Here is a 12,898-nt window from a genome sequence, read left to right as displayed (position 1 = left end):
GAGCTACTGCCCCGGCTGCCTGGGGCGCTCGTTGGTGACGGCCTGCCGGAGCGGCTGCGCAGGTGCGCCACCGGCCTGGGCGGCGGTCTCGTGGGCCGCGCCCCCACGAGGCGCTTCCTGGGCCAGGAGCGGGTTGTAGCCCTCCTCGGCCGGTGCCTCGAAGGCCGCGTAGGACTGGACCGGCTGGGCACGCTCGTAGGACTGCGTCGGCTCGAGCGCCTGGAAGACGTGCGACGCCTGGGCGCCCTGCAGCGGCTCTGCGGGAGTGCTCTCGAAGGCGCTGTTCGAGAACTCGTGCGGTTGGACGGCCTGCTGGAACGGCGTCGCCGCGGTCATGCTGACGCCGGAGGCCATCGTGGCGTCCTGGGCCGGCATCGCGTCCACGCGCTGCATGGCCTGCGGGGCCTCCGAGCGGTACATCGGCTGCAACTGCTCGACCGGCTCCACGCGGTGCATGGGCCGCAGTGCCTCGGCCGCCTCCACACGGTGCGTGGGCCGCAGTGCCTCGGCCGGTTCCGCGCGGTGCATCGGCTGGAGCGCCTCCATGGGCTCCAACCGGTGGGCGGGCCGGACCGCCTCGGCCTCGAGGGGCATGACCAGGTGCTGAGGCTGGGCCTGGGCCATCTGCACAGGCGCGTCGTGCATCCGCGTGGCCGAGAGGGCCTGCATCGGCTCGCCCTCCGCCTGCACCCTGGCCGTGGGGGCCTGGAGCGCGTGCATCTGGCTCGCCTGCACCGTGCCCTCGCGGGCCTTTGCGAGCGTGTCCGCGGCCGTCTTGGTACCGGAGGTGCCCTCACCCCCGGAGCCGCCGGAGCCGCCGGAGCCACCGCCTGGGGTGACCTTGTCGACGGCCTTGTTGACCTCGTTCTGCGCCTTGTAGCCCTCGTAGGCGATCTCGGCGACGTCGGCGCCGTTCTCGAACCGGTTCCAGCCCTTGCTGATCTTGGCCATGATGTCGTCGAGGTCGCCGATCCGCTTCATCTGGCGGCCCAGCGCGGCGACGACGCGGGCGACGCGGGAGGCGATGTTGACGCCCAGCGCGACCGCCTTGCCGACCGCGAAGCCGATGAAGATCGGGATCGAGGCGCCGAAGGTCGGGATCATCGCGGCGGCCGCGGCGATGGCGCCACCGATCAGCGAGCCGAGCAACTGGGCGATCATGTCGCGCACGATGTCGCGCAGGACGGTGACCAGCATGCCCATGATCGCGACGATCTTGGCCTTGCTCTCGACGGCGTTGGCCAGGTCCTCGAGCTCCTGGGTCATCCCGTCCATGGACGCCTTGAACCGCTCCGACGACGCGCCGGTCCAGCCGTCGAACGTGGCGAGCCCGCTCTTGTGGTCCTCGGCCAGCTGCCGCAGCTCGACGGCCTTCGCCTTGTTCGCGTCGACGTTGGCCTTGATCTCGTCCGGGTCGCCCATCACCTGGTTGAGGGCGTCACGCAGGAACGAGACGTGCTCGATCAGCCAGCCGATGCCGGCACCGATCAGGGTACCCAGCGGGTCGACCGCGAGCATCACCGTGGCCGACGCCGCGCCGATGGCGTTGAACGTGATGTCCAGCGCCTTCTCGGTCTCGGACTCGGCGTCCTTGCTGATGCCGTCGATCAGACTGCCGTAGGCCTCGATGAACAACGAGCCCTTGAGCTTGTTCTCCTCCGTGATCTTCATGCCAGGAGGAGAGGGGAGTGGTTTTTCCGGCGCGGTCATCGCAGTTCCTTACCAGGGCTGGTTGTCATCGTCGTCAACGTCGTCCGCGCGGCGTCGTCCGCGGACGGGCGGCGGCTGCGGGGCCGCGGCGGGCCGGCTCACCGGCGGGGGAGCCGGAGCGGGTTCCGGCTCGTCGTCGATCTCGTCGTCGACGTCGTACGCGTCGGTCTCCTCGACCGGCTCGTCGGCCGGGATCGAGTCGGACACCATCTGGTACGCCTCGGTGCCTTCACCGAGCGGCGCGAAGATCTCCAGAACCTTCCCGGCGGCCTGCTTCTGGGCGTGCCGCGCGGTTTCCAGGATCAACGCGGTGAGCCGCGGCCCGCCGAGCTCCAGCGCGCGATGCCCGAGCACGAGGTTCTGCAGGCCGCCGTTGGGACCCACGGTCACCGTCACCGCGCCGTCCTTCGACGTCACGGTCGCGCTGGACGCGGCGAAGTTCTCGACCAGGTCCTCGGACTTCTTCTTCAGGTCGGCCAGCTTGGCCTCGTAGTCTTCGACCCACTGATAGGGGTTCGCGGGATTCACACGGTCCTCCGGCGGCGGTGGTTCAACTGGGAACGCGCTCTCACGCGAGCACGGAGTTGATTCGGGTGGCGATGCGGTCGTTGTCGGTCGGCGAGAGGCTCAGCCAGCCGTCCGAGTTGACCATCAGGTAACGGCCCTGGTGCGTGTCGAACCAGTTGATCACGACACCTGAGCGCTGCCGGCCGCGGGTGACCCCGAACTGGCCGCCCGCCACGCGGTTCGCCGCGAGCTCCCCGAACTGCTTGGCGTCCTGGGGCGACAGGCCGGCGCGCTGCAGCGCCTGCCGGTCGTCCAGTTCGTCGTCGGCCGCGCCCCACGGGTCGTCGGAGTCGTCGTCCTCTTCGGACTCCTGCAGTTCCACGGCCTGCTGCAACGTCTCCACCCGCACGTTCACCGCGGTGCCGGGACCGGCCTCGCCGTCCGGCAGGACCCGGACGATCTCGCGGGCCAGGCCGGTCTCGCGGATCTCCAGCAGTCCGATCCGGTCGTCGTCGATGATCGCCAGCACGGCCTGGCGGCCGTCGGACGCGGCCAGCGCCCGCACGGTCCGGTCCAGCCCGGCGACGGCGTCCACGGACATCTCGTGGTCGTCGAGCAGCCGCAGGAAGTCCTCGAGTCTCTGATTGCCGGCGAGGCCGCGCCCCTTCAGGTCCTCGAGCGTCCGGTCGCGCAGGACACGGCGTTCCTGCTCGGTGGCGCCCTCGCTCGGCACGTCCAGCGGGTACGGCATCCGGCCGAGCCGCAACTCGTGCCACAGGATGTCGAACTCGCGCGGCGAGAGCAGGAACTCAGGGGTGATCACGACGCGTCGGTTCCCTTCGGCTTCTTCACCTTCGCGCCACCGATGACCGCAGGGGGCAGGTGCTCGCCGGGAACCTCGAACAGGTCGCCGCCCATGATGTAGCTGGCGGAACGGTGTTCCTTGTCCTCCTCGCCCCGGCCACCGGCACCGGGAGCGCCACCCATCGGCGCACCGGCACCCATGCCGGCACCGGCCGCCGCGGCCGCACCGGGACCCGTCATGCCCATCGGCATGGCACCGGCCCTGCCCTGCACGCCCGCCGAGCCGCCGGCCTGCACCGAGCCGCCACCGGCACCACCGGCGCCGCCCGCACCGCCACCGAAACCACCGGCGCCACCGCCCGCGGCGCCGAAGTTCGGCATCGCACCGGGCTTCATGCCAGACCCGGCACCGCCACCACCGCCGCCGCCACCGGGGCCGCCAGGACCGGTGTAGCCGGGTGCCGTGGGCGTGTAACCCTTGGGGGAGTTGGGGTTCTGCGGCGTGTAGTTCGGGTTCGGGACGTCCTTGCCGACCACGGGGACCTTCGGGATGTTCGCCAGCGGTCGCGGCGTGCTGCTGGTCGGGCTCGTGGGGGCGTACGGCGTGCCACCCGTCGGGAACTGCGGCGTGTAGTTGCTGCCGCCACCGCTGGTGTAGGTGTTGCCGGCGTTGCCCGGCGCCGTGTAGCCCGGCGCCGTCGGCGTGTACGTCGCGGCGGCCGCGCTCGTGTTGCCGGGGTTGTGGTTCGTCATCTGCGGCGTGTAGCCGGCACCGCCACCCGCGGCGCCGCCAGGACCGGTGTAGCCGGGAGCCGACGGCGTGTAGGCCGCCGCAGCGGGCGCGTTGGCGCCACTGGTCTGCGCCGAGCCGGGAGCCGCCGCACCGGTGGGGCTGGGCGGAGCGGCCGTGCCGGCGCCACCCGCCGCGTGCGTCGACGTGAGAGCCTCGGCGGTGCCCAGCGTGGGCGTGCCGGCCAGACGCCGCAGCGCCACCGGGGGCTCCTCGACCTGGCCGGTGTTCGGGTTGAACGGCGGCTTGAAGGTCGGCGTCGTCGTGTCGACCTGCCGGGAGTTGCTCTCCATGGCGGTCATGACGTTGACCGCCTGGTCGTGCGCCGCGCGCGACGCGGCGTTGGCCACGGCGATGTCGGCGGAGGCCAGCACGAAGGCGGGCGTGCCCGGCTGGGAGAGCGCGGCTGCGGCCTTGTGCCAGTCGAACGCGATCGGCGCGGGCATCTGCGCGCGGGCGCTCTCCACCACGTGGCCCTGCTCGGACACCTTGCTGCCGACCTCGACGGCGGTGCGCGCGGTCTCGTCGACCCAGTCACCGAGCTTCTTCATCGCCTCGCGAGCGGCCTCTGCGGCGCCGCCGGTCCACTTGGACTCCGACGCGGTGATGACCGCGTTGATCGTGCGGGCCGCCTCGGTCAGCTCGGAGCCGTACTTGCTCCAGTCGGAGCTGATCTGGCCGGCCGCACCGGGGTCGTTGTTGTTGTGCACAGCGGCGTAGAGCTCGGCGTGCGAGCGTGACGCCCAGTTCTGGGGGTCCGTGAGGACCGGCTTGTTCTCGAAGTCGCTCGGGTCGGTCTCGGGGGGCATGACCGGCTCGCCTCTCGCGTCGGTGGACTCAGCTGGATCCGAGCCGGGATCAGCTGTTCATGAACTTCTTCAGCTCTGCTTGCTTTTCCTCGTCGAGGCGGGTGAAGTTCTCGATCGCCTCGACGATCGAGTTCTTCGTCTGCTCCAGGACCGTGCGGTACGCGGTCATGACGTTGACGAACGAGTACTGCTCACCCTCGGCCCGCTGGGTGAACTTGTCGCGCATGGCGTCGCCGACCGGGTTGGCGCCGAGCGGTGCGGGCCGGGCGATGGTGGTGTTGGCGCGTTCGAGCCACGAGTCGACCTGGTCGATCTGTGCCTGGAACTGCTTGCGGAGCTCCTCGCCCGCGGTCGGGTCGAGTTGCACCTGACCCGAGCTGACGGTGTCCCGCAGCGGGACAGCGTCTTTGTCACCGACGATGTACATGCGTGCAGTATCAAGTACCTTTTAGGGGAAAGCTCGTATTCCGGTTCGCAGGTCACCAATTGAGATCCACTGTTCACAAGTCCTTGCGGCACACGGAAACGGGCGGCCCCGAGGTGAACGGCGGATGATCAGGAAGATCGTTTGCCCAGGTCGTGGGAGCGCTCTCGATCGCCTGCCCGTTCGGGCATCGGATCTTTGTTCACAGCTGTCGAACGGTCGTCGAACGCGGCTGTGTGTGCGCTAGATCACACCGGATTGGGTCTTGTTCTTAAGCTTGTCTTGAGGTGATCGATCGCGTTCGATGATCTGCGAATCGGACGATCACGACAAATGTGCAGGTGTTCATCACTGACCAATATTGTGCGATTTTCGTTGCCGGACAATCGAAATCCGCTCACGGTCCAGGTGTGTAGCTGCACCGGCGGCCCGTCCGGACGCGGTCGCGCACGTGCTCGGCGATCACCGGATCAGCCGACGACAGCGCCGTCACCGCGCGGCGGATCGCTTTGCCGACGGCGATCCGGGCTCGCTCGCCGGAATCGGTGAACGTCCGGGTCCTGCCGCCCAGCCCGGTGGCCGCCGCGATCTCCCCGGCGAGCCAGTCGTGCTCGGCCTGCTCGGCGTCGCTCAGCTCGCGCCCGCGCAGGTCGGCGAGCCTGTTCCGATACTGCCGCAACGCTTCCAGGTCGAGCTGATCCTGCCCGGTGACCTCGGCCGCCACCGCGGTGGTGCCCGCCACGAGCTCCGCCGCGTCGATCTCCCTGCCCGGGTTCGCGGTGAGCACGGCGAGGTGGGCCATCCCGATTCCGCCGTCCACGAGGACGTTCCGGCTGCCGAGCCGGACGAGCCACTGCTTGCCCTCGCGTCGCACGGTCAGATCCGCGTCAGGAGGCGTGTCAACGCCGAGTTCGGCGGCCTCCTGCGCGCACGTGGCGAGCTGGCGGCGGGCTTCCGCGACGGCGCCCGCCCGTTCCAGCGCCTCGGCGTACTTGCGCCGCGACGACAGCACGGCTGGCCAGTGCCCGAGCGCGAGGTTGTCCCGCACGGCCGCCTTGAGATGCGTCAGCGCCAGGCCGACGTCGCCGAACGTCAGCGCCGCCAGCCCGAGCGGGTGCTGGGCCGAGCCGAAGCACGTGACGGCGAGACTCGCCATCAACGGCAGCCGCGCGAACGGCAGCAGGATCGCGTAGACCTCGCGCGCGACGTCGACGTCGTCGAGCAGGTGCGCGGCATCCGCGACCCCGCTCATGGTCACCAGCCACGTGCTGGAGCGGGGCAGCGAGTGCAGCCCGTCCCGGCACAGCATCGCGAGCGCGCCGTGGGCCTTGCGCCGGTCACCGGAGAGCGCGGCGGCGACCGCGAGCGCGGCGAAGAACGAGTTGTCGACGGTGCTCAGCGTCGGCGAGTGCACCAGATGGTCCAGCAACGGGAACAGCTCCGCGGTGCGGCCCTGATACCAACGGATCGCACTGAGCTGCGCGCCGTACCAGGCCGTCGCGTCCACGTCACCGACCTCGGCGCCGAGCTGCGCGCTCGCGCCGGCCAGTTGTTCGGCCTCGGCGAAGCGCCCGTCGCGGATCGCGAGCATGACCTCCATCGCGCTCACCACGAACCGCACGGCGAGGTGGTCCTCGTGCTTGAGCCGTTCCCTCAGGTCGGTGAGGCGGCGCACGGCGTGCGGGTCGGCGTCGAGGAAGTGGTCGACCACCTGCCACAGCAACGCCATCATCAGGTCGCCCTGGCGCCCGCTGCGCAGACTCTCGCCGATCATCTCGGCGGCCAGTTCCTTGCGCAGTTCCACGTGATCCGGCCCGAGCACGCAGTGATGCGCGAGGCTGAGCGCCTCGACCCGCACCACCGGATCCACGACCTGCCGGGCTTCGTCAAGCAGCGCAAGGATGTTCGTGCACGTGTTGGCCTGGTAGTCGCTTTCCGCGGTGAGCCGCAACCGCAACCGCAACGCGATGTCGGACTTCGGTTCCACGAGCGTGAGCGCGTGCTTGAGCTGTGACCGCACCAGTTCCGCCTCGGCCGCGGTGCGGTGCTCGTGCACCCACACCCCGCCGGCGCCGAGTGCGGCAGCGACGAGGGTGTGCACGTCACCGGTCTTCTGGGCGGCCTCGTAGGCCTGAGCGAAACGCTCCCTGCTGGTCCTCAGGTCCCCGTTCTCCGTCAACGCGCGGGTGCCTGCTGCCAACAACGACTCGGGCGTCACGCCGCACACCCAAGCAGACCGGTGGAACAGGCGTGGAACGGGGTGGAACGTCCTGGTGGCGCTGCCGCAGGTCACGGGGTGTGCACGACTGCCGTGTGGTCCTGCCGGGCTGCCTGCGTCCGGCCTATCCTGGGCGCGCCGGAATGGGCTGAACGGAGCAATCTTCTTCGGGGTCGACCCGTTTCGCGTCATCACGGCCCCGAGTCCGCGTCCCGCCAGGGGCCAGGCGGAGACGGTGAGGAGGCTGGGATGCCGCGCAGGGTTCTCGTGGGCAGGACAGCGGAGATCGGTGATCTCGACGCGTACGCGGGATCGCGGGCGCTCCTGCTGCTCCGCGGCGCCGGCGGAATCGGGAAGACGGCACTCCTGGACGAGCTGGGCCGGCTGTGGCAGGAGCGCGGCATCACCGTGCTGTCCGTGCCCGCCGGCAGCGCACCGCCGTGGGACGTGTTCTGCGCGCGATCCGCGATCGACCTGGTCCGGCAGTCCTACGACGAGCTCGCGGGAGCACATGCGCTGAACGCGTTCGCCGCCGTCGACCGCCTGTGCCAGGAGGAGTACGGCGAGTCGGTGCGGTCGCGGGCCGTCCTGTTCGCGGAACTGGTCCGGCTGTACACCCAGCTGCGCGCCGACGGCCCGGTCGCCGTGCTGTTCGACGACGTGCACACGGCCCCGGATCCGGTGCTCGCGGTCGCCGCGGCGCACCGGGCCGGCTGCACGGTCGTCGCCACCTGCCGCGACGACGCCACGACCGGCACGGTCGCGTTGAGCGGTCTCGCCGATCTGGTGCTGGATCTGGGACCGCTCGGGGAACAGGACATCGAGCTGCTGGTGAACCAGACCGCGTGCGCTCCACTGGACGAGGCGGTGGTGCCCGCGGTGCGCGCGGCGCTCGGTCCACTGGCGGGCAACCCCGGCACCGTGCTCGCCACGTTCGGCCTGCTGAAGGAGGAACGCCGGCTCGCGGAGGTGCTCGGGTACCTGTGCGTCGGCGACCCGACGCCCGAGACGATCGCGCTGCCGCCGGACCACGAGCTCGTCGCAGCGGTGGCGGCCGCCGGTGAGATCGGCGATCGGCTCGTCGCGCTGGTCTCGCGCGCCACCCGCTGCACGATCGACGACGTGCTGTACTTCGCCGACGCGTTCGGCTACGACCTCGGGTCCTGCGGCGTGGTGGTGGACCGGCTCTGCGTCGCAGGGGTGCTGGCGCACGACTGGGAGGGTGTGCTGACCGTGCCCTGCCGGGCGCTGGTGATCACGCTGGACCGCAACCGGCCTGCGGGCGAGGCGGAACGACTGCACGCGGTCGTCGCGACGCACCTCCTGCGCGCGGGGACGGCGGAGTCCTCGGTGCTCGCCGACCACGTGGCACTGGCGGGTGCCGCGCTGGCCGCCGATCCCTCCCTCGTGCCGATGCTGGACCAGGAGGCCAGGCGCGCGGTGCGGGCGTGTCCCGCGCTGGCCGCCCGCCTGTACCGCGCCGCGCTGCGGCACTGCCCGGCCGAAAGCGCCGAACGGGGTCGGCTGGTGCCGATCGTCCTGCACCTGCTGGTGCGCCTGGGCCACTACCGCGACCTGGGCGTGGTGGTGGAGGAGGTCGTGGGCGTGGGCGTCGAGGACCGCTTCCGGCACGAGCTGGCCGCGTCGGCCGCGCTCGCCGCCGTCCACACCGGACGCCCGGTGACGTGCGCGGTGTACGACGCGCTGGCCCGTGACATGCGCAGTCGTGCCCCGCTGGAGTTCGCCGCCCGCTGGTTCCGCGGCCGGACGCCGGTGCGGGCGAGCGACCTGGTCACCGCGTTCGGCGGGTTCCGCGTCGACCACCTCTTCGGGGTGGAGCCGGCCAGGGAGGAGGCGATCGAGTGCGCCGACGACCAGTACGACGTCCCGACGATGTTCAAGCTGGTGCTCGACGCCGGCTACGGCGAACCGACGTCCGGCCCGATCGCGATCTACGGCCGGTTGGTGCGCAACTACATCAACGGCGCGTGGGCCGAGGTCGTCACCGACGCGCGGCGGCTGGAGCTCACCGGACCGTGGCACACGGCCCTGCACCAGGTCTCCCGGCTGCTCGCGGCGGAGGTCATGTCGTCACTCGGCGACTTCAAGCGCGCCCGGCAGTGGCTCGCACTCGCCGGCGAGCACGGTCCCTTCCCGGCGATGCGAACGTGGGTGGAGATCGGCATCGCGTACCGCGGTGGCGAGTGGGAGGAGGCCATCGCGCGGGGCTGGGCGGCCTACCCGCAGATCTGCAACGCGGCCGACGAGGGCGACAACGTGGGACTGCGGTGGTTCCTGGTGCGCCTCGCGTTCCTGGAGGAACGGTCGGAGCACGCGGAGCCGCTCGCTCGGTTGTGCGCGGAGGCCAGGCGCTGGCACGCCCGCTTCGGCGGCTCCGGCCTGCGCGCGGCCGAGCTCATCCTGCGCGGGCTGGCCGAGCACGACTACGAAGCCGCGACGACCGCGGTCGAGCTGTTGCGCGAGCAGGGCAACCTGGCGGAGCTGATGCGGGCGTGCATGACGGTGGCCTTCTTCTGCGACGAGCCCGGACCTTGGTACGCGGAGGCGCTGGAGATCTCCAGACGGATCGGTGAGGACTGGATGGGCGCGCACATCAAGGAGTCGATGCGCAAGCTGGGCGTCGCGCCGCCGCGGGCTCGCGTCGCCCGCGAGGAGTTCTCGGAGACCGACCTGCAGATCATCGAGCTCGTCGGTCACGGCATGACCAACCGGCAGATCGCGTCCTCGGTGCGGATCAGCGAGAAGACCGTGGAGAACTACCTCACCAGGTTGTTCGCCAGAACGGGCTGCCGGTCGCGGCTCGACCTCGCCGCCGCCAGCCTGGAGGGCAGGCTCGTGGCGTCCGAGGACTCGCCGTGATCACACCTTGAAGCGGCCGGTGAGCATCGCCGCGGCGAGCTCGACCCGCGACCGGTAACCGGTGCGGGAGAACAGCCGCGAGAGCCGGCCCTCGACGCTCTTCTCGCTCGCGCCGAGCAGGGTCGCGATCTGCTTGTTGCCGAGGCCGTCCGCGACCAGGACGGCCAGCAGGCGTTCGTTCTCCGCCACGGTGGCCTGCCGCCCCGGCACGGAGATGCCGCGGGCGCGCATGAGGTTGCGCAACCCCGTCCGGAACATCAACGCGTCCAGCTCGCCCGCCGCGCTGTAGGCCTCCAGCAGCAGCTCTGGCGGGGCCACCTCGTAGCGCACCAGGCGTTCGAGCCCGCTCACCAGGTCCAGCGGCCGGCCGCGTTCGCGCAGCAGTGCGACGGCCTTCTCCGCCGCGCCGGTGTCCGCGTGGACGACCGCCCGCAGGGTCAGCCGGTTCATCTCGGCCTGCTCGGTGCCCATCCGCTCGGCGACCTGTTCCACCCGCGTGAGGTAGCCGGGCAGCAGGTCCCGCCGGTCGGCGTCGAAGGCGATGTCGGCCAGTGCGGTCCAGAGCAGGTCGGTCAGCGCGATGCCGCCGGTCTCCTCCGCCCGGCGCAACGCCGCCTCCAGTGCCTGCCCGGCGGCAACATCTCGCCGGAACAGGCGTTCGTGCGTCGCCTCGGTCAGGACCAGCAGGTGCGGGAGGACCGGCGCGCGGTCGTGTGCCGTGGCGAGGAGTGCGAGCGCGCGGGAGAGCTTGCCGCGGTACAGCTGCACGGTCGCCGCGAGGTGGAACATCATCGTGTGCTCGGCGTCGCAGCCGCTGCGCGGACCGGTGGCGATGCTCTGGCGGGTGAGCTCGAGCGCCTCGGTCGCGCGGCCGTCCGCCACCGCCAGCGCCGCCCGGCAGGCGGTGGCGAGCGGGATGTGCACGCGGTCGGACAGCGCGAGCAGGTCCCGTGCCCGGCGCGACTCGCCGAGCGTCACCAGCGCGCTGGCGCGGCTCTGCAGTTCGTCGTGCGGTTTCTCGCCGGCCTCGGCCCTGGCGACCAGCTCCGCGACGTCGTCGTCGAACTCGGCCGCGTCGCCCAGCCACAGCCGGATGATCGGGCTGATGGCGCGGATGTGCCGGTCGACCGGCGTGGTGTCGTGCTCCCGCCGGATCTGATCGAGCAGCTCGTGGGTCTGCCGCCACCGGCCGAGCAGCGCCAGCGCGGACGCTCGGCCGACGGCCCGCTGCACGTCGTCGCCCGGCCACGGCCACCACGCGTCCTGCGCCACCTGTTCGAGCGTCGCGAGGTCGCCGGCCTTGTGCAACGCGTTGAGGTGCAGCAGGCAGATGCTCATGATCTCGTCGTCCGGGATCTCCTCCGCGTACTCGCGCAGCACGGTGCCCGTCGACTCCAGCGCCTGCGCGGCCTCGCCGCACATCAGGCAGGTGCGCGCGTGGGTGAGGAGGATCTGCGCGCGGTCTGCGCGGTCAGCCGACAGCTCCGCGGCGGCACGCAACCACGTCAGCGACCGCTCCGCCTCGCGCAACGCCGCCCGGCCCGCGCTCACCAGCAGCTCGGTGCGCGCCCGCTCCTGGTCGACCAGCCGGCCCGCGTTGACGAGCTGGTCGGGCAGGTAGGCCGGCAGGTCGCACCGCGCCTCGCCCTCCCACAGCGCGGTGACCGCGAGCTGCGCGAGCCTGCGGCGTTCGTACGGACCGGCGGCGGACTCCAGCGACAACGCCACCAGAGGTACGCGGAACCGCCAGGTGCTGCTCGCACTGGCGTACCGCAGCACCCCGGCGTGGGCGAGTCCGGCGAGCTCCGCCTCCGCCTCCTGCTCGGACACCCCGAGCGCCGCGCCGACCAGCCGTGGCGCGGCGGCGCCGAGCGGGCCGAGCACAGCGATCGCCTTGGCCGCCTGCCACGCCGTCGGCCCCAGCCGGCGCACATCCGCGAGCAGCTCGTCGTCCGCCGCGACGCGGAACTGCCTGCGCCACGCGGTGAGGTAGGCGTGCCGGTCCACCACGGTCATCAGGTCGCGGTCGCGCCCGATCCGCAGCGCTGTGGTGACCACGTTCGGCCAGCCCCTGGTCGTGAGCCACAGCCCCTCGCTCAGCGCGGTCTCCGGCAGTGCGCCGATCGCCGACGTGACCAGGTCGGGCAGATCGCGCCGCGGCGCCGGGCGCAGGGTCACGAGCCGCACCAGGCCGTCGCGGCGCAGCCGGTCGAAGCTCGCCAGGAAGGCGTCCCTGGTCTCGGGCGGCAGCGGCAGCGTGATCGCGCACAGGCAGCGCGTCTCCGTGTTCGCCGTCTGGCGGACCAGCGATTCCAGCGTGCCGAGCGCCTCGGCGGGCAGCCGGTGCGTGTCCTTGAAGAACAGCAGCAGTCCCGGTGCGGCGCGCAGTGCCGGCGGCGGCGGAATCTGGCTGACCAGGTCGAACCCCGTGCCCGGTTCGCTGTAGGAGAGGTTGACGACCCTGCCCCTGCGGTCTCCCGTGCCCAGCGCGCGGGAGATCTCGTTCGCCACGAAGCGCGACTCCACGCCGCCGGGGCCGGCGATGACCGTCAACGGCGGCTGACCAGCGCCGTTCACCTGTTCCAGGAGGCGGGCGGCGGCACCCTCGGCCGGCGCGGCAAGTCGGTCTGGTGGCACGGAAGCCGCTCTGTTCTGTTCGTCGTTCTACTGGTCGTGCTGGTCCGCTGGGCGACCTCGTGAGGGAACTCCCTCATTTGGTCTCCGGCCTCGGCAGGGCGGCACGGGGCCGCCCGCGG

General features: G+C 71.6%; 8 protein-coding genes. 1 reads left to right on the top strand and 7 read right to left on the bottom strand.

The genetic code is table 11. From position 1 onward, the window contains the following. Positions 1-3: 3 nt before the first annotated feature. The 6 genes from DI276_RS51170 to DI276_RS23020 all read right to left on the bottom strand — a co-directional run bounded on the left by DI276_RS51170 (position 4) and on the right by DI276_RS23020 (position 7,262). Entirely contained in the window at positions 4-1,671 is a 1,668-nt protein-coding gene (locus tag DI276_RS51170; RefSeq protein WP_198680833.1) for a hypothetical protein, read from the bottom strand. A 48-nt stretch (positions 1,672-1,719) separates the two neighbouring features. Then, complete coding sequence (locus tag DI276_RS23040; protein WP_112266656.1) at positions 1,720-2,238, bottom strand: YbaB/EbfC family nucleoid-associated protein; 519 nt, start codon at positions 2,236-2,238, stop codon at positions 1,720-1,722. A 40-nt stretch (positions 2,239-2,278) separates the two neighbouring features. Next, the gene (locus DI276_RS23035) at positions 2,279-3,040 is read right to left on the bottom strand and encodes an ESX secretion-associated protein EspG (protein ID WP_112266655.1); all 762 of its coding nucleotides are present in this window, start codon (positions 3,038-3,040) and stop codon (positions 2,279-2,281) included. Further along, positions 3,037-4,620 (bottom strand): PPE domain-containing protein, encoded by a 1,584-nt coding sequence (locus DI276_RS23030; RefSeq protein ID WP_112266653.1) that lies wholly within the window; start codon positions 4,618-4,620, stop codon positions 3,037-3,039. The genes DI276_RS23035 and DI276_RS23030 overlap by 4 nt, the downstream gene beginning before the upstream one ends. A 49-nt stretch (positions 4,621-4,669) precedes the next feature. Continuing rightward, positions 4,670-5,047: a hypothetical protein gene (locus DI276_RS23025; protein WP_112266651.1), complete on the bottom strand. Its 378-nt coding sequence runs from the start codon at positions 5,045-5,047 to the stop codon at positions 4,670-4,672. Positions 5,048-5,441: 394 nt separating this feature from the next. Continuing rightward, entirely contained in the window at positions 5,442-7,262 is a 1,821-nt protein-coding gene (locus tag DI276_RS23020) for a hypothetical protein (protein WP_232836851.1), read from the bottom strand. Positions 7,263-7,511: 249 nt separating this feature from the next. Between DI276_RS23020 and DI276_RS23015 the strand changes: the two genes are divergently transcribed. Then, positions 7,512-10,142: a helix-turn-helix transcriptional regulator gene (locus DI276_RS23015; RefSeq protein ID WP_112266649.1), complete on the top strand. Its 2,631-nt coding sequence runs from the start codon at positions 7,512-7,514 to the stop codon at positions 10,140-10,142. Here DI276_RS23015 and DI276_RS23010 read toward each other — a convergent pair whose 3' ends face one another. Then, positions 10,143-12,779, bottom strand: a complete 2,637-nt coding sequence (locus DI276_RS23010; RefSeq protein WP_157984885.1) for a helix-turn-helix transcriptional regulator — start codon at positions 12,777-12,779, stop codon at positions 10,143-10,145. Positions 12,780-12,898 lie beyond the last annotated feature (119 nt).

The organism is Lentzea terrae (genome assembly GCF_003265345.1).
Classification (GTDB): Bacteria; Actinomycetota; Actinomycetes; order Mycobacteriales; family Pseudonocardiaceae; genus Lentzea; species Lentzea terrae.
The sequence above is the reverse complement of the archived record's forward strand: the minus strand, read 5'-3'. Positions and strand labels throughout refer to the sequence as shown.